18 protein-coding genes are annotated in these 22,505 nt (G+C 36.5%); 15 read left to right on the top strand and 3 right to left on the bottom strand.

What is annotated here, in order from left to right; genetic code table 11:
* Positions 1-3 precede the first annotated feature (3 nt).
* From JHE06_RS07225 to JHE06_RS07215, 3 genes are read left to right on the top strand one after another with little or no spacing between them, the layout of a single operon-like run.
* Positions 4-1,485, top strand: a complete 1,482-nt coding sequence (locus tag JHE06_RS07225) for a sugar ABC transporter ATP-binding protein (RefSeq protein WP_058918734.1) — start codon at positions 4-6, stop codon at positions 1,483-1,485.
* 1 nt (position 1,486) lies between these two features.
* Positions 1,487-2,455: an ABC transporter permease gene (locus tag JHE06_RS07220; protein WP_201088328.1), complete on the top strand. Its 969-nt coding sequence runs from the start codon at positions 1,487-1,489 to the stop codon at positions 2,453-2,455.
* 20 nt (positions 2,456-2,475) lie between these two features.
* A complete protein-coding gene (locus JHE06_RS07215) occupies positions 2,476-3,411 on the top strand; it encodes a D-ribose ABC transporter substrate-binding protein (protein ID WP_058918733.1) in 936 nt (311 codons plus the stop codon).
* A gap of 232 nt (positions 3,412-3,643) precedes the next feature.
* Here JHE06_RS07215 and JHE06_RS07210 read toward each other — a convergent pair whose 3' ends face one another.
* The 3 genes from JHE06_RS07210 to JHE06_RS07200 form a co-directional block, all read right to left on the bottom strand.
* Positions 3,644-4,348, bottom strand: a complete 705-nt coding sequence (locus JHE06_RS07210; protein ID WP_058918732.1) for a GntR family transcriptional regulator — start codon at positions 4,346-4,348, stop codon at positions 3,644-3,646.
* A 112-nt stretch (positions 4,349-4,460) separates the two neighbouring features.
* Positions 4,461-5,819, bottom strand: coding sequence for a PTS sugar transporter subunit IIC (locus JHE06_RS07205; protein WP_058918731.1), 1,359 nt, complete (start codon positions 5,817-5,819; stop codon positions 4,461-4,463).
* A gap of 31 nt (positions 5,820-5,850) precedes the next feature.
* A complete protein-coding gene (locus tag JHE06_RS07200) occupies positions 5,851-7,257 on the bottom strand; it encodes a glycoside hydrolase family 1 protein (RefSeq protein WP_058918730.1) in 1,407 nt (468 codons plus the stop codon).
* A 206-nt stretch (positions 7,258-7,463) separates the two neighbouring features.
* On the opposite strand from JHE06_RS07200, the gene JHE06_RS07195 reads away from it, so the two are divergent.
* The 12 genes from JHE06_RS07195 (at position 7,464) to JHE06_RS07140 (ending at position 22,455) form a co-directional block, all read left to right on the top strand.
* Positions 7,464-7,787 (top strand): four-helix bundle copper-binding protein, encoded by a 324-nt coding sequence (locus tag JHE06_RS07195; protein ID WP_058918729.1) that lies wholly within the window; start codon positions 7,464-7,466, stop codon positions 7,785-7,787.
* A gap of 1,038 nt (positions 7,788-8,825) precedes the next feature.
* Complete coding sequence (locus JHE06_RS07190) at positions 8,826-10,001, top strand: DegT/DnrJ/EryC1/StrS family aminotransferase (protein ID WP_201088327.1); 1,176 nt, start codon at positions 8,826-8,828, stop codon at positions 9,999-10,001.
* 48 nt (positions 10,002-10,049) lie between these two features.
* The gene (locus JHE06_RS07185; protein ID WP_058918727.1) at positions 10,050-11,159 is read left to right on the top strand and encodes a glycosyltransferase family 4 protein; all 1,110 of its coding nucleotides are present in this window, start codon (positions 10,050-10,052) and stop codon (positions 11,157-11,159) included.
* A gap of 83 nt (positions 11,160-11,242) precedes the next feature.
* Positions 11,243-12,274, top strand: coding sequence for a GNAT family N-acetyltransferase (locus JHE06_RS07180; RefSeq protein WP_201088326.1), 1,032 nt, complete (start codon positions 11,243-11,245; stop codon positions 12,272-12,274).
* A gap of 143 nt (positions 12,275-12,417) precedes the next feature.
* Positions 12,418-13,137 (top strand): sugar transferase, encoded by a 720-nt coding sequence (locus JHE06_RS07175; RefSeq protein WP_201088325.1) that lies wholly within the window; start codon positions 12,418-12,420, stop codon positions 13,135-13,137.
* 53 nt (positions 13,138-13,190) lie between these two features.
* Positions 13,191-14,252 carry a lipid II:glycine glycyltransferase FemX gene (locus JHE06_RS07170; RefSeq protein WP_058918724.1) on the top strand — a complete coding sequence of 354 codons (1,062 nt, stop codon included), beginning with the start codon at positions 13,191-13,193 and terminating at the stop codon, positions 14,250-14,252.
* A gap of 57 nt (positions 14,253-14,309) precedes the next feature.
* Positions 14,310-15,110 carry a glycosyltransferase family 2 protein gene (locus JHE06_RS07165; protein ID WP_058918723.1) on the top strand — a complete coding sequence of 267 codons (801 nt, stop codon included), beginning with the start codon at positions 14,310-14,312 and terminating at the stop codon, positions 15,108-15,110.
* A 138-nt stretch (positions 15,111-15,248) separates the two neighbouring features.
* Entirely contained in the window at positions 15,249-16,673 is a 1,425-nt protein-coding gene (locus JHE06_RS07160) for a hypothetical protein (RefSeq protein WP_058918722.1), read from the top strand.
* A gap of 25 nt (positions 16,674-16,698) precedes the next feature.
* Positions 16,699-17,859 carry a glycosyltransferase gene (locus tag JHE06_RS07155; RefSeq protein WP_058918721.1) on the top strand — a complete coding sequence of 387 codons (1,161 nt, stop codon included), beginning with the start codon at positions 16,699-16,701 and terminating at the stop codon, positions 17,857-17,859.
* 79 nt (positions 17,860-17,938) lie between these two features.
* Positions 17,939-19,474: a lipopolysaccharide biosynthesis protein gene (locus JHE06_RS07150; RefSeq protein WP_201088324.1), complete on the top strand. Its 1,536-nt coding sequence runs from the start codon at positions 17,939-17,941 to the stop codon at positions 19,472-19,474.
* 60 nt (positions 19,475-19,534) lie between these two features.
* Positions 19,535-20,446: a beta-1,6-N-acetylglucosaminyltransferase gene (locus JHE06_RS07145; protein WP_201088323.1), complete on the top strand. Its 912-nt coding sequence runs from the start codon at positions 19,535-19,537 to the stop codon at positions 20,444-20,446.
* A gap of 206 nt (positions 20,447-20,652) precedes the next feature.
* Entirely contained in the window at positions 20,653-22,455 is a 1,803-nt protein-coding gene (locus JHE06_RS07140; RefSeq protein ID WP_058920227.1) for a polysaccharide biosynthesis protein, read from the top strand.
* Positions 22,456-22,505 lie beyond the last annotated feature (50 nt).

Below are 22,505 nucleotides of genomic sequence, written 5' to 3'. Positions count from 1 at the left end.
TCAATGGAAGTTAAAATGAAAGCCGTTACAAAAAGCTTTGGAACAAATTCTGTTCTTAGAGGGGTAGACATTGACCTTAATGGCGGAGAAATACACGCATTGATGGGAGAAAACGGGGCTGGTAAATCAACATTAATGAATATTTTAACCGGATTACATGCATACGATTCTGGTGAAATCATCATTGATGGAACCGAGACAGTCTATCAAAACCCCAAAGAAGCCGAAGAACACGGAGTCAGTTTTATCCATCAAGAAATGAACATTTGGCCTCAGATGACGGTAGTTGAAAATTTGTTTATCGGCAAAGAAATCAAAAACAAACTGGGCTGGTTAAACACCAAAGAAATGGAAAAAAAGGCAAAAGCTGTTTTCGAGGACTTAGGTATCCAATTGGATTTGCACTTAGAAGTTCAAACCTTGTCAGTCGGCCAACAGCAAATGATTGAAATCGCTAAAGCCTTAATGACAAACGCTCAAGTATTGATCATGGATGAGCCGACAGCGGCATTGACTGAAAGAGAAATTGAAACGTTGTTCAAGATCATTATGAATCTAAAACAAAAAGGTGTTGCGATCATTTACATCTCTCATAGAATGGAAGAAATATTTAAAATCAGTGACCGCATCACGGTCATGCGAGATGGGGTATCCATCGATACGACTATGACAAAAGATACAACGGTTGATGAAGTTGTTAGGAAAATGGTTGGAAGAGACCTTGAAGATTATTATCCTGAAAAAACGTCAAAAATTGGCGAAGTTATTTTTGAAACTCAACACTTATCGAAAAAAGGTATCTTCGAAAACATTTCTTTCACTGTTCGTGCGGGCGAGATTGTTGGCTTTTCAGGGTTGATGGGCTCAGGCCGGACAGAAATTATGCGCGCTATTTTCGGTATCGATACTTTGGACAGCGGCGATATCGTTTTTGAGAATGAAACCATTAAAATCAAAAATCCTAATAATGCCATTGAAAAAGGTATTGGGTTTTTAACTGAAAATCGAAAAGATGAAGGGTTGATTTTAGATTATTCTATTAAAGAGAATATTTCATTGCCTTCCATTGATGGATTTAAAAAAAGAGGATTGATCGATACAACGGCAGAAAAAGACTTTGTTCAGTTGTTAATGAAACGCTTAAATGTTAAAGCACAAAGCGCCGAGTTAGCTGTCTCCAATTTATCAGGAGGAAACCAGCAAAAAGTCGTTTTAGCAAAATGGATCGGAATCGGTTCAAAAGTGCTTATCTTAGATGAACCAACCCGAGGAGTGGACGTTGGAGCTAAACGCGAAATCTATCAATTGATGAATGAGTTAGCTGATCGAGGTGTAGCGATTATCATGGTTTCCAGTGACTTACCCGAAGTTTTAGGCGTCAGTGACCGAATCATTGTCGTTCATGAAGGAACCATTGCGGGCGAGCTTGGAAAATCAGAAGCAACAGAAGAAAAAATTATGAGTCTTGCAACAGGAGGGTATTAATATGAGTTCAGATTTAAAGAAGGTTCAATTAGAAGAACAAAAAATGCAGAAAAAAGACATCATTGGAAAACTAGGACCACTATTAGCCTTAATCGTTTTGATCGTTTTTGTAACAATTCTCAACCCTGGTTTTGTGTCTCCGAACAACTTGCTTAACCTATTAAGACAAGTTTCAACAAATGCCTTGATCGCTTTCGGGATGACGTTTGTCATCTTAACAGGCGGAATCGATTTGTCCGTTGGATCAACACTAGCTTTAAGCAGTGCTTTGATGGCAGGCAGTATCGTTGCTGGCTTAGATCCATTTTTGGCCATGGTATTAGCGGTTGTCGTTGGCGGCTTGTTAGGCGGGTTTAATGGATTGCTGATCACGAAAGGGAAAATGGCTCCATTTATTGCAACATTAGCAACAATGACGATTTTCCGAGGGGCGACCTTAGTTTTCACAGATGGAAACCCAATCACAGGGATTGGCGATAGTTTCATCTTTAAATTTGTCGGACGCGGTTATTTATTCGGTATTCCATTTCCGGTCATTTTAATGGCCATCTGTTTCATCATTTTGTATATTCTATTACACAAAATGACCTTTGGTAGAAAAACATTTGCGATAGGAGGGAATGAAAAAGCAGCATTTATCGCTGGAATAAAAAGCGATCGAATCAAAATAGCTATTTATGCTATCTCAGGTATGATGGCGTCGATTGCTGGAATCATCATCACATCTAGATTAAATTCAGCACAGCCAACTGCAGGACAATCGTATGAAATGGATGCGATCGCTTCGGTTGTCTTAGGCGGAACCAGTCTTTCTGGCGGTCGTGGAAGAATAGTTGGGACGTTGATCGGGGCCTTGATCATGGGAACCTTGAACAATGGATTGAATTTATTAGGTGTATCTAGTTTTTATCAACAAATCGTCAAAGGTATCGTCATCATCATCGCAGTTTTATTAGACAGAAAAAAATAAACCAATAGGAGGAAACACAAATGAAGAAATTAATTGGATTGACAGCAGCAGCTTTATTATTTTTAGGAGGATGTGGCAGCGCAACGTTAGAAGGAGAAAACACGGATTCTGGTGCAGTGGAAGAAAAAGAATCATCAGATTTAGTCGTAGGTGTATCGCTATCGACACTGAATAACCCATTCTTTATTTCAGTTAAAGAAGGAATTACTGATTTGGCTGGTGATGAAGGTTCTGAAGTAAAAGTATTGGACGCACAAGATGACACGTCAAAACAAAGCAATGACGTAGATGATTTGATTCAACAAGGGGTCGATATTTTATTGATCAATCCTGTTGACTCATCTGCAATCACTCCAGCTGTTGAAGCTGCAAACAGTGCCGGTATTCCGGTAATTGCCATTGACCGTTCAAGTGATGGCGGTCAAGTAGTAACGTTAGTGGCTTCGGATAACGTAGAAGGCGGAAAAATGGCTGCCCAATATATTGAAGAAATTTCAGGTTCAAAAGCAAAAGTTGCTGAATTAGAAGGAATACCTGGCGCTTCTGCAACAAGAGAACGTGGAAAAGGTTTCAATGATTATGCAAAAGATAATTTAGACTTAGTGGATCAACAAACAGCCAACTTTGACCGCGCAGAAGGCTTGACGGTTATGGAAAATATGCTTCAATCAAATCCAGAAATCGAAGCTATTTTTGCTCAAAATGATGAAATGGCACTAGGTGCGATTGAAGCCATTGAAGCTGCAGGAAAAACTGGAGACATTCAAGTAGTGGGCTTTGATGGAACAGAAGACGGATTAGCTGCAATTGAAGCAGGTACGCTAAGCGCAACAGTTGCTCAACAACCAACAGAAATGGGCAAACTTGCAATGCAAGCAGCATTTGATCATTTCTCTGGTAAAAAAGTTGAAGCGAAAATTGCTTCTCCATTGGAACTCATTAAAAGCGATAACTAATAGTAGATTAGATTAAATAAAAACCTGCTAAAGAGTGTGCAAGAACGTCATGCACCGTTTAGCAGGTTTTGTTTTGGTATGAAACTATTAGGATTTTAATTTATTGTTTTTCTTTCCAAGTATCCTATAATTTTAAAATTAGGCTATAGACACGAAGGAACCTTAAGTAAAAAATAAAACAAGCAAGAACCCTAGGATAGAGTTATATTTCAAGGTTCTTACTTGTTTTTTATTACCAATTTTTTGCTAATGCAAAAAACTTAGCGTGTTTGTAATTATGAATAACTCTGGAATGATTAAAAAGTGTTCCATTCGTAAGATAAACGGTTTCTTCAATAACTAAAGAAGGATCAGCTTCTTTTAATTGAAGATGGCTGCTGTCCATTTTAGATAATTTTTCAACAGAAATGTATTTGTCAGCAAAGCCGATAGATAAGTTTAAATCATTCTCAATATAGCTATAGATGGAGTTATTAGCAATTTCTCTTCCTAGATAAGGGATAATGGTTTTATTGAAATAACTGTATTCAATTGAAAAAGGTTCGTTTTCAATATAGCGCATCCGGTGAACAAAATAAACTGGGGTGCCTATTTCGCACTGAAGTTTTTGACTTATCTCTTTATCTGCTGGTAATTGTTCCAGCTCGATGACCTCAGAATGTGTTTCTTTGTTTTTAAATTCTTCTTTAAAACCTCTGATGGAATTAATGGTAATCGTATCAGGATAGACTGGTTTGCGAATATAAATCCCGCTCCCTTGCACACGATAAAGAATACTTTTATCAACCAATACGTCAATAGCACTTCGCAGTGTATTTCGGCTGACATTGTGTTCAGCCATTAATTTATCTTCAGTTGGCAAACGATCTTCATCTTTATACTTTCCTTGAGCTATTTCGTCTAAAAGCTGATCAGCTACTACTCTGTATTTCCTCATTAATTGTCCTCATTTCGATAATTAGTGTATTTATTGCTTTATTATCTGTATTTTATTCAGTATAACGAAAGGAAAAGGATTAAACCAGATCGGCTTAATCCTTCCAAATTATTTATACGTTGCTTTCATTTGCAAAGTCTAATGGAGAATCAGCGGTTTCTTCAGTTGCTTCTATTTCAGCTTCTTCCAATAGAAATTGTTTATCTTGTTTTATTAAGAAAGGATAATAGATTCCAGCAGAGGCAAAAATAATAACCAATTGAACGACCAATCCTTGCCAGCCGCTTAATAGAAAACCAGATATTAGCGGAGGTGTGGTCCAAGGAACCTGTACTGCCGTAAAGGGTTGAATAAAACCAATGATAATAGCTCCGTAAGTAATTAAAACAGCGGTTATCGGAACAAGAATAAAGGGAATCAACATAATTGGATTAAAGACTATTGGCAATCCATAAATAACCGGCTCGTTAATGTTAAAAAGACTAGGAACGATAGAAATTTTAGAAATTTCTTTTAAACGTTTTGACTTGGCAAACATTAAGGCGGCAAACAGTAAACCAATCGTAATGCCTTGTCCGCCAAATTTAGCAAACACATCAATCAACTGAACCGTCATGATCTTAGTGTTTTCGCCGACTATCAGTTGTTGACCAGAATCAATGACTGCTTGGTTATCTAGTGCATTAGCAGTTAAAATAGGTCCCATGATTCCCATTACAATATTAGGTCCATGAATACCAGCCCAGAAAAGAATAGACATCAAGAAAGTGATAAACAGTCCGCCAGGTAAGGTATCGGAAACATTTTGAATAGGTGTTTGTAAAAGTTTGAAAATAAGTTCGGTTAAAGAGACGCCGGCAAACTTGCTGGTTAAGGTATAAACAACCATCGAGCCAAACATCACTACAGCGCCTGGTATCATAGCAGAAAACGCATTGGCTACGCCTGGAGGGACTGTATCCGGCATCTTGATTCGGATATCGCGTTTAATAAAGAACGCAAATACTTTAGCGACTATAACAGCGACTATAATAGCAGTAATGATTCCATTTCCACCTGTCCAGCTCTTAGGAATGACACCAGCGATCGTTTCACCACTTTCAGTGACTGCAAAAGAATCGGTTAAAATCAGGAAAGAGACTAACGATAAGAGAGCAGTACTGATGGGGTCGACTTTTTCGTTTTTAGCATATGTGTAAGAAATGCCCAAAACAGCAACTACGGCTAGAATATCAAACGTTGAACCAGCTACTTGGTTCAGCGGAGCAGACCAGTCAGTGCCGAATATATTTGACATCCAACTATCCCATTTAGGAATAGGAAAGTTGGCAATCAAAAGAAAGAGAGAACCGACAAGGGTGATGGGCATCGTTAATAAGAATCCATCTTTAATGGCCATCATGGTTTTCGTGTTAACAAACTTTAAGAACGGATCCAGCATTTTATTGAAAAATTCATTAAATTTGTTCATGATTTTTCCTCCAAATTCAATTTATGCAGCCTTAAATATTTTCTCCACGTGTCGCAATAACATTTTGATACCAATAAAAAGAATCTTTTTTCTTACGATTTAAGTGGTCAGCATGATCCACATAAATAAAACCATATTGCTTTTTATACCCATTTAACCAACTCAATAAGTCAATAACAGACCAAGCAAAGTATCCTTGGATATCGAGACCTTCTGAAACACCTTTTTTCACAAACTTCAGGTGTTCTTCAATGTATTCGATACGAGCTGTATCTTTGATCTCACCATCAATGATCGGATCTTCATCTCCTAAACCATTCTCAGTAATATAAATAGGTATATTTCCATACTGTTCTTTTAATAAATGGAGTCCATCTAATAAAGCCTCAGGTGAAATTTCCCAACCCCATTTAGTATATGACAGAGTAGGTACTTTAACAGTTTGGTAAACACCGTCGTAAGAAACAGCTCCTGCACCGCCAGTGCTGGCTTCTCTGGATAATTCTCTAGCGGCACTTGAGTCATTCGCAATAACGCGCATAGGCTGATAATAATTGATTCCGATAAAATCGTTTAATGGAGCCGCTTTTAATAGAATTTCTTGATCCTCATGAGACAACTCAAAATCATAGCCTTTTTGTTTCAGGTGAGTTAATACATATTCTGGATAAGTGCCTTTTAAAATAGGATCATAATATAAGAACGTATCAAACATGTTAGCATGGTCAGCTGCTTTTTTACTAGACTGTTTATCATCGGCAGGAAAGGCTGGGCTAAAAACATGTGTAATCCCGATATCTCCTTTGTATCCTGAGTTCTTAAAATTCAGTACAACTTTAGCATGAGTTAAGAAAACATTGTGCAAAACTTGATAGTAGTTTTTGAAATCATTTATTAGACCTGGGGGATGCGCTCCAAAAATATAGCCATGACGGACGAACACAACCGTTTCATTGAATGTGATCCAGTGTTTGACACGGTCACCAAAAGCTGCGAAACACGTATCCGCGTATTGTTCAAAAGCTTTTAAAGTACGTTGAGAAGTCCATCCGCCGTTTTTTTCCAATTCTTGCGGTAAATCCCAATGGTAAAGTGTCACAAAAGGGATGATGTCGTGTTTGATGCATTCGTCAATTAAATTATTATAGAATTCTATTCCTTTTGGGTTGACTTCTCCGTCACCATTGGGATAGATTCTAGGCCATGATATGGAAAAGCGATAAGAATCTAGCCCCATTTCAGCCATTAAAGCAATATCTTCTTTATAACGATGGTAGTGATCGACAGCAACATCTCCGTTGGTGCCTTGATACGTTTTTCCTTCTATTTTTGAAAAGACATCCCAGTTTGAAACACCTTTTCCATCTTCATCCCAAGCACCTTCAACCTGATAAGAAGCTGATGCTGCTCCAAATAAAAAACTCTCTGGAAACTTCATGTGATTCCTCCTATTATTTGTAGTTCCTATCATAAAAATTCATACCAATGAATTAACAATTTGATTGTAACCGATATTAAATAAAATGTAAACCTTTTCTTTTAACTGTTTCAACCATTTATTTTAGAATCATTTTATTCGTAAGTTGTGTTTAACTGTTTTATACTAAAAAAAGTAAAGAGTTTAAATTAAGGAGGTGAAACCTAATGGAAGAAAAGTTTATAAGACTGGCTGAAAAAACATTTGAATGCCAAAAGGTTTGTAATGAATGTTTCGATGCTTGCCTTGAAGAAGACGATGTGAAAATGATGGTAGACTGCATTCGTTTGGACCGCGAATGTGCCGATATTTGCTCTTTTGTTACCACTATTATAAGTCGTCAAAGCGCCATGGCTGCAGATTTGATCGCTTTATGTGCAACGATCTGTCAAGCCTGTGGCAAAGAATGCGAAAAACACGATATGGATCATTGTCAAAAATGCGCCAAAGTTTGTTTAGAATGTGCTGAATTGTGTCGACAAGCAGCTTAAAACTAACTTCGAGTAAACTTTGATTAAGGTGTGAATAGATTCAAAACAATTGTAATGTAAGTAATATATGGAGAATGTACAATTCTTGAATCCATTAGAATGAAGGATTCTAACAGAGTTGTACATTTTTCTGTCACACTTAAGTTACAAAACGGTAACAGAGGTTGTAAAGAGCTACCGCTTTCATGATAACAAGTGGTATACTTTGGCTACAAAAAAGAAATACAACTATTCAGATAATTCCACCCTTCTTAGTTGGACTTCTTTTTTCCTCAGCAAGTCATCTTTGGTTCATTCACCATGTAACCTCAATTTTTTACCATTCTCGTTTAAACCAGTAGTCTGTTTTTCATATGGGCCGTTAGAACTAATAGTTAAAAGACCCATCTTAAGTTTTTTTGCTTTATCCACTTATTAACCCCTTTGAGAATATTCTCTAGAGTATTTTCCCGCATTATTTTCACCACCACTAGATTTACTCATCGTTACATTTTTTCACATAGCACTACCGCATGTGAACCTCTGAAAAGCAAAGCAGTCCTCTAGAGAATATCTCTTAAAAAAAAATACCCTCTTTAATTTAATACCAACCCTCTTTAATAAAAGCAACAATAGCATTAATAAAAACACGTTTTTCTCCATATAAATCTGTCTAAGACTAAAAGCTCCACAGAAATTCCTCAGTAAGACTCTTCAGCAGTACCTCCAGATAGCACCTTTTACGCAACTAAACCCACCGTTAATTTTAGCAGTATTCCATTGATTTATTTCAGTACCTCACGGCCTATTTAGCGCAAGCATTTTTAAGTATATTGTTTATTTTAGTAAGAAGAATTTAAATTGTTTAGAAGGTCTACCACAATAGTGATGTTTAGCTTCACAGGTCAACCTTTTAGAAAAATAAAGGACTATTGCGTGCTAGGTTGCGCTACTTGATTCCTTGCATGACCTCATGTAAAAACTTCGTTGTTTTTCTTCCATAATTGTATGATCTGTTCAGCTTTTCTCATTTAATTGAATGAAAAGGATGGGATTAGAATGATGGAAAAAATCTTATTATCATCGCCGCATATGTCAGGAAATGAATTAAAGTACATTAATGAAGCTTTTAGCACAAATTGGATAGCACCGCTAGGACCTAACGTCGATCAATTTGAGAAAAGTCTTGCTGCGTATGCAGGTGTTAAAGGTGCTTCAGTGACGAGTTCAGGAACAGCGGCCATACATTTAGCTCTCGATATTTTAAATGTAACCAAAGGAGATCTGGTTTTTTGTTCAACTTTTACATTTGTTGCTAGTGCAGAACCCATAGATTATTTAGGAGCTGATGTAACGTTTATTGATTCAGAACCTGATACATGGAATATGTCGCCCCAAGCGCTTGAAAGGGCGTTAGTAGATGCTAAAAAAGAAAATAGACTGCCAAAAGCCATTATTGTAGTCAATTTATATGGGCAAAGTGCAAAGATGGATGAATTATTGGCTGTTTCAAATGAATACGGTGTACCGATCGTAGAAGACGCTGCAGAATCTCTCGGTTCAGAATTCAAAGGGAGAAAGAGCGGTACGTTAGGAAAAATCGGCATTTATTCTTTCAACGGCAATAAAATTATTACTACCTCAGGCGGAGGCGCATTGGTATGTGATGATGAAGCTATTTTAGAAAGATCCCGCTTTTTAGCTACTCAAGCAAGAGATCATGCAAAACACTACCAACATTCAGTTATTGGCTACAATTATCGAATGAGCAATATTTTAGCAGGAATCGGAAGAGCTCAACTAGAAGTCTTAGATGATCGTGTCAGTAAAAGAAGAGAAATTTTTGAGCGGTACGTTAATGAACTGTCTGCTTTAGAAGGGTTGACGTTCATGCCGGAATTAGAAGGAACATTATCCAATAGATGGCTGACTACTTTAACGATGGATTTTAAAAAATTCAATATGACACCTCTTGAATTGATCAATAAAATGGAAGAAGCAAATATCGAGACACGGCATTTATGGAAACCTCTTCATCTCCAACCAGTATACAAAAACGTTCGGTTTTACAAGCACAACGAGGCAACTGAGGCTGTTTGTGACCAATTGTTTGCTACAGGTATTTGTTTACCGTCTGGTTCTAATATGACTTGGCAAGAACAAGAAAGAGTGATCGACACATTGAAGAAAGCTTTTTCAGAAAAAAAAGCGAATGTATCTGTTCCAGTTTTATGATTCATTTGTTCACATCATTTTAGAATGATATTGAAGGGGAAATGAAAAATGAAGATACTGTATGTCACCACAATAGCGAGTACCATCAATGGGTTTATGGTTCCTCATATCCTTTATTTATTAGATAAAGGTCACCAAGTGGATATTGCTTGTAATGTAGATAATGAAATAGACCCTCGGTTAACGATTCGAAAGTGTAAGGTGCACCACATCGATTTTCAGCGGTCTCCTTTAAGCAGACAAAATTATGCAGCGTATCAAAAAATAAAAAAATGTATTTCATCTGAACGTTATGATGTCGTGCATACTCATACACCAGTAGCTTCAGCAGTTGTCAGAATTGCCTGTAGAAAAATGACGGCCGTTAAGGTTCTGTATACAACTCATGGGTTTCATTTTTACAAGGGAGCCCCTTTAAAAAATTGGCTGTTGTACTACACTATTGAAAAATACTTGGCTAAGTATACCGATGTTCTGATCACGATCAACGAAGAAGATTACCAACGGGCTAAGGAAAATTTGAAAGCCAAAAAAACGGAATATATTCCTGGTATTGGTTTCGATTATCATAAGTTTTGCGGCTTAACGATTGATAAACTAAGCGAAAGAAAAAAACTGGCTATTCCTTCGGATGCTTTCTTAATTGTTTCGGCTGGTGAAATAAATCGAAATAAAAATCATGAAGTCATTATTAGGGCGATCGCTCAATTAAACAATCCAGCTATTTATTTTATTATTTGCGGAGAAGGGCCTTTGACAAACTATCTGATGGAGCTGTCCAAAAAGTTACAGCTAGAAAAAAATGTTAAATTGCTTGGTTTTCGCGAAGACATTGGTGAAATTTGTAAGGCCGCGGACGTTTTTGCTTTCCCTTCAAAACGGGAAGGACTAGGTTTGGCGGCACTTGAAGCAATGTCAACAGGATTGCCGATCATCACTTCTAATGTACATGGCATTGTCGATTATTCAGTAAATGGTGTTACAGGCTTTAACAACAAGCCAACAGATGTGGCGGGCTTTGCAGGGGCGATTCAAACGTTGCTGAACGATATACCACTAAAAAAACAGATGGGGATCAATAATGTGTCAGCTGCCAAACGATTCGATATTCGTCGTTCACTGACGAAAATGGAAAAAATCTATGATCAGCTGCAATAGAAATAGTCTTTAAATGATTTAAATCTATCCGTATAACTTAGTATAACGAAGCAGTAAACGTCAAAAAGAGAAGAGGGAGATAAATGGATTTTTATTCAGCGGTTGATAGTGATACTAAATATGAATCTTCTAAACAAGAAAAAGATATCTATTTCCAAGAAAGATATGGAGAATTGTACGAAGAACATGAAGAAGGCGAAGTACAAACGTTTAAATACCATAGTGATTATGGAACAGTAAAAAACTTGTTTATTAAACGAAAAATCCCGGTCAATCTATCAGAAAAAGATTATTACGATATTACGACACCTTATGGTTTTGGAGGTCCGGTTACATTTGATGTGAAAAATTTAGAGAAACTTCTTTCAGGATATTTTAACAGTTTCAGTGAATATTGCAGAGAAAACAATATCGTTAGTGAATTTATCCGATTTCATTTGTTAGAAAACAACGATGTTATGCAGTATTACTACGGAGAGACAATGTTAGTAGGTATGAACATTGCGCGAAACCTAAAAAAACCTCTGTGGCAAGATTGCCATAAGAGCATAAAGCGGGACTTTAAAAAAAGTGAAAAAAATAACTTGGAAGTCCTTTTTGATACAGAAGGCGCTTATTTAGAAGAATTTCTGACGGTGTATTATGCAACCATGAACCGTAATGACGCAACAGATTATTATTATTTTGATAAAGCATTTTTTGAAAAGATGAACGAAAATTTAAAAGGAAACTACGTCTATGCATATGTTTTATTAGATGGAAAAGTTATTTCTGCAAGTTTAAATTTATATGGAAAAAAATACGCTTATGGTTTTCTTGGAGGGACCTTAAGCGAGTATTACTCTTTAACTCCTGCAGCTTACTTGGAAATTCAATCGATAAAATGGCTTCAAGAACAAGGATTAGAGTATTATATTTTAGGCGGTGGATATGAAGAAGACGACGGCATTTATAAGTTCAAAAAGAAATTTGCTAAGACCGGAATATACCCTTTTCATATTGGTAAAAAAATCCACAATAAAGAAATTTATGACCAATTAGTGGAAGCCCATCATTTAAAAGAACAATGCAAAGAAACCTCTTTTTTCCCGGCTTATCGATTATCAGACTCATAAGTTAGTAAGAATTGCCTCTTTTATTTCATTAAGCGGAACCCTCGGAAACAGCCTCGTAAATCCCCACAAAAAAACCTCTCAAAAGCAGTTCTAGCATCTAGTTAACAGTCACTTTCAGCAGTATGGTGAGGAGGAGAAGATAGATGAACCATTATCTCACAGTCAAAATGGGGGTTGATAAGTTAGCTGCTTTGTTGCTGCTGCTCTTAATTTGGCCCCTGATCCTGGTATGCGGAATACTCATAAAAATAGAAGATTCTACTGGCCCGATTTTTTTCCTGCAAGAAAGGGTCGGCAGAAAAAATAAAAAATTTAAGATTTATAAACTTCGAAGCATGCGCGCAGAAAAGGATAGCAATGGAAACCCCTTAACAGAAAGAGAACGTCTATTAACGATTGGACTGATTATTCGGAAATTAAGTTTAGACGAAATGCCTCAACTCATCAATATTTTAAGAGGCGAAATGAGTTTTATCGGGCCGCGGCCATTATTAGTAAACTATTTGCCTTGTTATACAAAAAAAGAGATCCAGCGGCATAACGTTAATCCTGGCATAAGCGGATGGGCACAAGTAAATGGAAGAAACAGTTTAAATTGGGAAGAACGTTTCGCATTAGATATAGAGTATATTGAAAAAGTTTCTTTTTCATTTGATTTTAAAATATTATTTCTGACGATCGTTAAGGTGATCAAACGTTCTGATATTTCAGAGAATGAAGAAGAAAATCTAGAAGACTTCGATAATTATCGGGTCAATCAGTGGCAAGTAGAAGAACTGCCTAAAGCGATGGTTAATATTTATGGAAACAGTGTGATCATCCATGCTTTAAACCAGCTAAAACAAGAAAGAGCAAATGAGTGAACTGAAAAAGGCAGTTTTAAGACGATCTTTTATTTTAAAGGAGTGGGATTTACATGATGATACTAAAAGAAATTACTGATAAAAAAAATTGGAATACGATTGTAAATACGTTTGATTTAACCGACATTTACTTTACTTACGATTATTTCACTCCTTTTAAAAATAACGGAGATGGCGAACCGATTCTTTATTATTATCAATCTGATGATGGAAAAGTGGCTTACCCTTTTATGTATCGGGATGTCGCTAAAGATAAAAAGCTAGCAGGAAAAGTCAAAGAGAATCTCTATTTTGATATTAGCAGTGTCTATGGTTATGGAGGTCCACTGTTTCAGGTTAATGAACCTGATGGCAATTTAGAACAATTAAAAACCGATTTTTTTGAAGATTTTACAGAATACTGCCATCAAAAAAACATCATCAGCCAATTTGACCGTTTTCATCCTTTAATGGACAATCACTTATTCTTTGATCAGCATTGTGACCTATCAGCTGTTAGAAAAACCATTTATATGGATCTATCAGATCCTGAAGAAATGAAGCGCAATTTAGAGCACAACTGCCGTAATAAAATCAAGCAAGCCGAAAAAAATGGCGTTTCCGTGATCGTAGGAGATGATTTCAATACACTGAAAGACTTTAAAGAGTTATATAAAACAACGATGCAACACAATAGTGCCGTTGACTATTATTATTTCAATGAAGCTTTCTTTGACGATACGCTAAATTCGATGAAAGACCACATTCTTTTAGTTAATGCTTATTTTGAAGAAGTCATTATCGCTTCAGCATTGATTTTATTTTACGGGAATCATGTTCATAATCTTTTCTCTGGTTCAAATAGAGAATGCAATCGATTGAAACCCAATAATCTCTTGTTTTATGAAATTGCAAAATGGGGGAGTGCGAATGGTTATAAAAAATACCATTTAGGCGGGGGATACGAATCAGATGTAGACTCGCTTTACAAATTCAAGAAATCATTTTCAAAATTAGATCCAACGAATTTTTATATTGGAAAAAAAATTTACGATCCTGAAATTTATCATCATTTACTTGAATTAGAAAATAACGATGAAAGCATCGATAATCATTATTTTCCTCAGTATCGGTAAAGTGAAGCATGGTTTAAAAAGATAAAAAAAGAGCAGTGAAAGAAAGGAGCAGCCAATATGCCTAAAGTATCCGCGATCATGGGCGTTTATAATGGATCAAAAGGATTAAGAAGAGCCGTTGAATCTATTCTCAACCAGACATTCTCAGATTTTGAGCTGATTATTTGTGATGATAAATCAACAGACAACAGTAAGACCATTCTGCAAGAGCTGGCATTGCAAGATGAACGCATCATTTTACTGGAAAACGAACAAAATTTAAGGTTATCTAAAACATTAAATAACTGTTTAGCTGTTGCTAGCGGAGAATATATTGCCCGCATGGATGATGATGATATTGCTTACCCAGAACGTTTTGAAAAACAGGTCGCTTTTTTAGACGGTCAACCAGATTACGCCATTGTTGGAACTGGTCGTACCTTTTATGATGAAAGTGGAGTCTGGGGAAAAGATGTCGAGGAAAAAGGCGAAAGAACTAAGACCGACATTTTCTTAGGACATACATTTGTTCATCCTTCCGTTATGATGCGTAAATCGGCTTTGTTAGCTGTCGAGGGGTATTCTACAGAAGCGATTATCGGACGAGCAGAAGATTATGATTTGTGGTGTAAATTATATTTCAAAGGCTATAAAGGTTACAATCTTGGGGAGATACTAATGGATTATTATGAAGCACAACATTCGTTTAGCAAACGCCAATACAAATATAGAATCAATGAGTATAAATTAGCTCGTATGTGGCATAAAAAAATGGAGTTGCCCTTTAAATATTCATTGCATTCGTTTAGACCGCTGATTGTAGGATTATTTCCAAAAGTGCTTTTAAAAAAATACCATGAACGTGTCTTTAAACTTTAGTTTAGAAAGCATAAAAATCTTGAGGTGTTCCTTTTGGAAAAAGCAGCACATGATGGAGGGTTTTAAAATGAATGCATTATTATTGAAGCTTCTTAAAAAACGGCTTATTTTATTTAACTGTTTGGTTGGTGAAGCCTTATGAAGTCACTGACGGTTCCAACTGCAACAGACCACTTCAGCCTAAGCATAAACAAAGATATCTTTGTTTTTATCGGACTCGCAGCTGCCTTTTTAACTATTGACCCACAAGCTGTCCCAGGTTATCAGTGGCAATTTCTATTGCCTTTGTTCTTTTCAATTTTTTATAAACTATTTGCTCCGCCTATTAAAGCTTTCAGCATGGGGTATCTCGTTTTAAACGGTATCTGGCTGATAAGGTACTGTATCACACCGGTTTTGATCAAAATTTCTCATTATCAGATCAGATATGAGACAACTGTATCGGTACGGCATTTAAATATGGCATTGATCTTGATGGTAGTAGAACTGGTCGTCAGCATCTTAGCCAGCAGCTACTTTTACAGCAAAATCAAAAAGACAAGTACAACGATGGAGCTGCCGGTTGAACAAGGTAAATTGCTTAAAATAAATGGATTGAATACCAAGAGTATGAACCCATCATTGGTGCTTGGGATGGCAGGATTGTCTCTTTTGGTGATTGTCTTAGACCCCAATGCCTTAAACGGATTTAATTTTATTTTTGACACGGTCTTTCTTTCAAAGGATGATTCAACATTCGGCATGTCTGTATTGATTATCGCTTGGACTAAAATCATTGTGACAGTCTACTTGATCGAGCTGTTTGGCGACAGAGAGAAGCAGAGCGAAGATAAAAAAAATCTTTGGTTTTCGATGTTGGTCGTATTAGTATCCCTATCCTTTTTTAATGGCACATCACGAAATATGATATTCATTGAAGCTTTTGCTTATATTTATTTACTCATTAGAGTTTTTCCAAAACACAAAAAAAGTATTTTGACTATTTGTTTAAGCTCTTTAGTATTTATTTTAGTATTGGTTTCTATTGTCCGGTTTAACAATACACGTAATATCTCAGAAGGATTAAGCAGTTACGATACGGCTCATATTGCACAAGAATTCAGTGTTTATTTTGAAGGACAGCAGAATATCGCTCTTGGGATCAAATCATTAGACTTTTATGGTGACAAATACACAGTGTTAACGCTTTTTAAAGACCTATTAGAGAATACGATCTACTTTAACCGGTTTGTGGCTTCTATTCCCAGCACAGTGCAAATGTTTAATACGACTCTTTACGGTCATTCCTTATGGGCGGATCAAATCCCGCCGACGATTACACAAGCCATTGGGCTGCTAGGAGCGTTAGGAGTTTTGGTTCCGGCATTGTTTGTTTCTTTGGTGCTGAAACTAGATCGATTAGCTACACAAAAAACAAACGTTTTCGGTATCTTTTTAGCCATTTTCGTTGCAGTTAACATTGCTTTTTTCTCCCCTGGAAGCATCACCATCATTTCCACTGCGGTCACGAATCGATTTATACCCCTCTATGTATTATACAAAGCATCCTTAACGAAATTTTGAAAATAAGAAACAGGCGGTGTCTTTTATGAAAAGTGTTGTATTTGTCATAAGGACATTAACAAATGGAGGAGTCGAACATTCCTTTATTCGGTTAATAAATGAACTGAAAGATTATGAAATCACAGTAGTTTTTGCTGAAGATGATAAAACGTTATTGCCATTGATCAAAAACAAAGCTGCTTACGTTTACCTCACAGATAAAGGCATGGGAATCAGAGACAAAGTTTACCTAACCCAGAGTTTTAAAAACAAAAAACCGTATCTTTTTTTAAAAGCTTCCTTTTTAACGGCCCATGCTCGGATCACAAAAAACACTGATCTGTTGACAAAGTTCTTACTGCGACCGTATAAAATAGAAGAAAAAGAGTTTGATTTAGCAATTGCTTATGATGGCGGTACAAAAAGTACCACTCCTTTTGTAGTCGAAAAAATCAAAGCGGCTAAAAAAGTGATGTGGGTCCATGAAGACTACACAAAGTTATCGCCTAGCGAAAAAAAAGAGGGACACAAATTATTTCTTCATTTTGACCAAATATTTTGTGTGTCGCAAGGTGCCAAAGAAAGATTCGATGAAGTCTATCCTGAATTAAAAGCAAAAACAGACGTGTTTTATTCTATCTTTAATAGCCAAGAATTTATTCAAAAAGCTCAACAAAGTGTCAGTGACTTTCAATATGAAGGTACAAAAATTTTAACGGTAGGCCGGTTATCAGAAGAAAAAGGCCAAGAGTTTTTGCCAGAAGCAGCTGCTAAGCTCAAAAAATCCGGTTATAGCTTCAAATGGTTTTTAATCGGGGAAGGCCGAATAAAAGGAAAACTGGAAAAACAAATCAAAAAACATGGCGTTGAAGATTCACTCATTTTGCTGGGAGCAAAAGAAAATCCTTATCCTTATTATAAAGAATGCGACATCTATGTTCAGCCTTCAAAACATGAAGGGTATTGTCTCACAATGGCAGAAGCTATCAGCTTTGGGAAACCCGTGGTAGCGACTAATTTTTTAACAGCTAAAGAGTTTATCACTCATGGCAAAGATGGTTTAATTACTGAAATGAATGCAACGGCAATTTACGAAACAATAAAGCAAGTGTTGGACAATCCTGATTTGAAACTGCAGCTCACCAGAAATTGTGAAAAAAAATCTTTTAATACCGTTACTGAAATGCAGAAATTTTATGCACTTTAAAGGTTTTAGCAGTTAAATGAATGATGAGCTGCTGATTCCGTTAGCCTCAGTTAGCCACATTCATGGAAAGGAGCAAGGCATGCGAACAGAGAACTCTATTAAAAATGCTGTCTTTGTGATCTTAGGACAACTATTAGGGATATTATTGTCGTTTATTTCTAGAACATTTTTTATCCGATTGTTAAACGCCGAATATTTAGGGGTCCATGGGTTGTTTACAGATGTGCTATCGATTCTTTCCTTAGCAGAGCTTGGATTCGGGTCAGCAGTTATCTACGGACTCTATAAACCTTTAGCGATCAAAGACGAAAAAAAGATCAAAGCGTTAATGAACTTTTATGCTTTGATTTACAAACTAGTGGGCTTGGCAGTTTTGGTTTTAGGGCTGATCCTCCTTCCTTTTTTAACATTTGTCATCAAAGATACTCCGAATATTCCTCATTTGAACCTCATTTACCTCCTCTTTTTATTCGATTCTGTTTTTACTTACCTTTTTGCCTATAAACGATCCTTAATTATTGCCGATCAAAAAAATTACATTGTTACTTACTATAGCCGTTCTTTTTTCGCACTTGTCAATATACTCCAAATACTGGTTCTTTATCTAACGAAAAATTTTATCTTATATCTTTTAGTTCAAATCGTTTTTACAGTCATCGAAAATATCCTGCTTTCAAAAAAAGCGGATAGTATGTATCCTTTTTTAAAAACAAAAAATAAAGAAAAACTGAATGAAGCAGACAAAAAAGAGCTCTACAAAAATGTCAAAGCAATGGCTCTTCACCGAATTGGAGGCGTTGCAGTAGAAGGAACGGATAATATTTTAGTTTCAGCCTTCGTTGGAATCATCTGGGTCGGATTGTATTCCAACTATCTGCTCGTTCTCAATGCTATCAATTCTATTTTGAATCCATTGTTTGATTCGGTTACAGCCAGTGTCGGAAACTTGAATGCAGTAGAGAGCAAGGAACATTCCTTTACGATCTATAAAAATATGTTATTCATCAATTTTTGGTTAGTCGGTTTTTGTGCCATTTCCCTCTGGATCCTATTGACGCCTTTTATTGTTTTATGGATCGGTCCCAATTATGTAATGAATGAGATGTTAGTAACGTTAACCGTACTTAATTTTTATATCAAAGGAATGAGAAAGACCACACTATTGTTTAAAGATGCTTTCGGATTATTTTGGAACGATCGTTACAAACCTGTAGTTGAATTATGTGTGAACCTGATTGTTTCGATCACACTGGCGACTTACTTTGGGTTTGTCGGCATTCTTTTAGGCACCTTGATCAGTACGTTGACAACAGTCTTTTGGATCGAACCTTACGTATTGTATAAAAATGGTTTTAAAACGACCGTCAAAGATTACTTCTTACGTTTTTCCGGATATTCCGGAGTATTATTGGCCGCTGCATTACCTGCTCGATTAGCTAGTTTAGCTTTCTCAGATGCAAGTTTAGTGCATTTTATAGTGAGACTCTTCATCTGCTTTATCATCCCTAACTTGGTTTTTATCCTCTTCTTTTATAAAACCGCTGAGTTTAATTACTTGTTTGGAGTATTGATGAATATTATCAAAAAAATAAAAGTAAAAAAAGTTAACGTCTGATGGCGTAAAGTTCATTAACGACTCGACCAACTAAATCATACAAAATAGAAGGTGATAAAAATGAAGAAACATGCTTATCTGATCATCGCTCACAATCAATTCGCGACATTAGAAAAACTCATTGAGCTGTTAGATGATGAAAGAAATGATATTTATATCCACATTGATAAAAAAGTTTCTCATTTTGATTTTAAAACAGTTGAAAGAATAGCAAAAAAATCAACTGTTTATTTTGTTCCAAGAATTAAAGTGAGCTGGGGAGGCTATAGTCAAATTGAATGTGAGTTGATTTTACTGGAAATGGCTGCCAAATCCCAATACGCATACTATCATTTACTATCAGGGGTAGATTTGCCATTGAAAACACAAGATGAGATCCACCGCTTTTTCGCACATTACGATGGACTGGAATTTATTCATTATGCTGATGATGAAATCACTGATCTGTTGCCGAGAATTTCCAGTTATCATTTTCTGCAAGAACATTTAAATAAGGCGAAAGCTAAACCCATCAAGTATGGGTTAAACGGCGTCAACAAATTGTTGCTGATGAGTCAAAAGATGATTGGGATCAATCGATTAAAACAAAATCAATATAAAATAAAATACGGCGCCCAATGGTTTAGCATCACACATGGGCTAGCTGAAGAAGTCTTGAATAGAAGGGAATGGATCAAAAAAACATTTTCTCATTCTTCTTGTTCCGATGAAATGTTTTTACAAACCTTAGTTTACAATTCGCCTTACAGTCATAAATTGTCTATTCATAAATACGGATTAGACACATTGAACTGCATGCGAAAAATCGATTGGGAAAGAGGCAATCCGTATGTATGGAAAAAGGACGATTTTAACGAATTGATCACTTCTCATTACCTGTTTGCCCGGAAGTTCGACAACGAACAAGATGAAGCCATCATTGAGCGGCTTTATCAATTTATTAAAAAACAACGAATCAAACCCTCCTCTTAAAACCTCTGCGGTTCATTTCTTCTATTTCTTTCATATATTTCATTCTTATTCCGTTCAGCAACTTACAAGCAGCTTTAACAAGGTCAAGTACTGTTAGCAAAATTGATCATCTCTAATTGCAGTCTATTCGAACAAATAAGTTTTCTATGAATCGAATGACATCATTGAAATTAAATTTAATGAAGGGACGAGGTGGGGTTATGTTTATCAAACGACAAATCAAAAAAGCACGGTTCATTACATTAGATTTACTCTTAATAATGTGTTCAGGCGGCATTACTTTTATCTTCCTAAAACCTTATTTATTTTTACCAACGGAGTCTTATGCTGCGATCTTGCTCACATATACTCTTGGTTACGTTTTGTTGGCTAGTTACTTCAAGGTTTGTGAGACTCTTTATCGGTATACCAGTATTAAAGAGATGCTCATTTTATTTACAACCATCACGATTTCTTTTGGAATAACGTTCTTATTGACAACAGTATTTTTAGAAAAAACAAGTTTCCGTTATATCTTACTTGTTTATCTGCTGTCCTTATTGCTAGTCAGTGGCGGACGTGTCTTAGCTCGGGTTGTGAATGAATACCGGCATTACCTAGAACGAGATAAAGGAACTCTCAAAAAAGTGAGAACACTGGTTGTCGGAGCGGGTGATGGGGGAAATATCTTTATAAAGAACATTCAAAAAAAAGCACGAGACATAAACGTGATCGGCATCGTGGATGATGATCAGCGGAAACACGGGTTAAGATTATATGGTATTCCCATTTTGGGCAATGTAGCAGACATTCCTCTTCTGGTGAAAAAACACAACATCAGCCAAATTACGGTAGCCATTCCTTCTTTAGAACCGGAAAAACTGGAACAAATCATTAACATCTGCAATCAAAGCAAAGTGACGGTCAATTTAATGCCGTCAATAGAAGACATCATCAATGGGAAATTAACCGTTAGCCGCTTACGGGAAATAGACGTGGTAGACCTTTTGGGACGAGAAGAAATCACATTAGATACGAAACAAATCTCAGAAGACATCAGCGGAAAAGTTATTTTAGTCAGCGGGGCAGGCGGTTCAATCGGTTCAGAAATTTGCCGCGTCGTTTCTAAATTCAAACCCAGAAAAATTATTTTGCTAGGACATGGTGAAAATTCTATTTATCAAATCCATCGTGAGCTAAACAAACTCTATGCCGGACAAATTGAAATCACCCCAGTCATTGCGGACATTCAAAATAGAACAAGAATGTTTGAAGTGATGGAAATGTTTAAACCGGATATCGTTTACCATGCTGCAGCTCATAAACACGTGCCTATGATGGAATATAATGTGTTTGAAGCTGTTAAAAATAATATTTATGGTTCAAAGAACATGTCTGAAGCAGCCAAAGCAGCAAATGTTGGTACGTTTGTCATGATTTCTACCGACAAAGCGGTCAATCCTCCAAATGTTATGGGCGCGACTAAGCGGATTGCCGAAATGATCGTTACCAATTTAAATGAACCGGGAAAGACGAAATTTACAGCTGTACGGTTTGGGAATGTGCTGGGAAGCAGAGGAAGTGTGGTCCCATTATTCGAAGAACAAATTATGGCTGGCGGCCCCGTTACTGTTACCGACTTTCGCATGACCCGTTACTTTATGACGATACCAGAAGCTAGTCGTTTAGTTATCCAAGCGGGAACGTTAGCTCAAGGTGGAGAAATATTTGTACTAGACATGGGGAAACCCGTTAAAATCGTTGATCTAGCTAAGAAAGTCATCAAATTGAGCGGATTTACAGAGGATGAGATCCCAATAGTTGAAACTGGGATTCGTCCAGGAGAGAAACTTTACGAAATTTTATTGGTCGATAGTGAAAACACCGGTGAAAAAGTTTACGATAAGATATTTGTTGGAAAAGCGGTCAACCGGCCATTAGATGACGTGATGACGTTTGTAAAATCGTTAAATCAAGACAATAGCGCTAAGATAAAAAGCAAACTCATTGAGTTCGCCAAAATCGATTAGCACTCAAGCAGCCAACCATTCATTTACTTATTGAAACTATTGGAAAAAAA

It is taken from the genome of Carnobacterium sp. CS13, from assembly GCF_016653495.1.
Classification (GTDB): Bacteria; Bacillota; Bacilli; order Lactobacillales; family Carnobacteriaceae; genus Carnobacterium_A; species Carnobacterium_A antarcticum.
The sequence above is the reverse complement of the archived record's forward strand: the minus strand, read 5'-3'. Positions and strand labels throughout refer to the sequence as shown.

Bases quoted from the DNA above. Each gene is read 5' to 3' on its own strand.
- JHE06_RS07215 (WP_058918733.1), top strand. From the start codon at position 2,476: ATGAAGAAATTAATTGGATTGACAGCAGCAGCTTTATTATTTTTAGGA.
- JHE06_RS07145 (WP_201088323.1), top strand. From the start codon at position 19,535: ATGAAGAAACATGCTTATCTGATCATCGCTCACAATCAATTCGCGACA.
- JHE06_RS07220 (WP_201088328.1), top strand. From the start codon at position 1,487: ATGAGTTCAGATTTAAAGAAGGTTCAATTAGAAGAACAAAAAATGCAG.
- JHE06_RS07205 (WP_058918731.1), bottom strand. From the start codon at position 5,819: ATGAACAAATTTAATGAATTTTTCAATAAAATGCTGGATCCGTTCTTA.
- JHE06_RS07155 (WP_058918721.1), top strand. From the start codon at position 16,699: ATGAAAAGTGTTGTATTTGTCATAAGGACATTAACAAATGGAGGAGTC.
- JHE06_RS07175 (WP_201088325.1), top strand. From the start codon at position 12,418: ATGAACCATTATCTCACAGTCAAAATGGGGGTTGATAAGTTAGCTGCT.
- JHE06_RS07195 (WP_058918729.1), top strand. From the start codon at position 7,464: ATGGAAGAAAAGTTTATAAGACTGGCTGAAAAAACATTTGAATGCCAA.
- JHE06_RS07185 (WP_058918727.1), top strand. From the start codon at position 10,050: ATGAAGATACTGTATGTCACCACAATAGCGAGTACCATCAATGGGTTT.
- JHE06_RS07200 (WP_058918730.1), bottom strand. From the start codon at position 7,257: ATGAAGTTTCCAGAGAGTTTTTTATTTGGAGCAGCATCAGCTTCTTAT.
- JHE06_RS07180 (WP_201088326.1), top strand. From the start codon at position 11,243: ATGGATTTTTATTCAGCGGTTGATAGTGATACTAAATATGAATCTTCT.
- JHE06_RS07160 (WP_058918722.1), top strand. From the start codon at position 15,249: ATGAAGTCACTGACGGTTCCAACTGCAACAGACCACTTCAGCCTAAGC.
- JHE06_RS07170 (WP_058918724.1), top strand. From the start codon at position 13,191: ATGATGATACTAAAAGAAATTACTGATAAAAAAAATTGGAATACGATT.
- JHE06_RS07210 (WP_058918732.1), bottom strand. From the start codon at position 4,348: ATGAGGAAATACAGAGTAGTAGCTGATCAGCTTTTAGACGAAATAGCT.
- JHE06_RS07190 (WP_201088327.1), top strand. From the start codon at position 8,826: ATGATGGAAAAAATCTTATTATCATCGCCGCATATGTCAGGAAATGAA.
- JHE06_RS07225 (WP_058918734.1), top strand. From the start codon at position 4: ATGGAAGTTAAAATGAAAGCCGTTACAAAAAGCTTTGGAACAAATTCT.
- JHE06_RS07150 (WP_201088324.1), top strand. From the start codon at position 17,939: ATGCGAACAGAGAACTCTATTAAAAATGCTGTCTTTGTGATCTTAGGA.
- JHE06_RS07165 (WP_058918723.1), top strand. From the start codon at position 14,310: ATGCCTAAAGTATCCGCGATCATGGGCGTTTATAATGGATCAAAAGGA.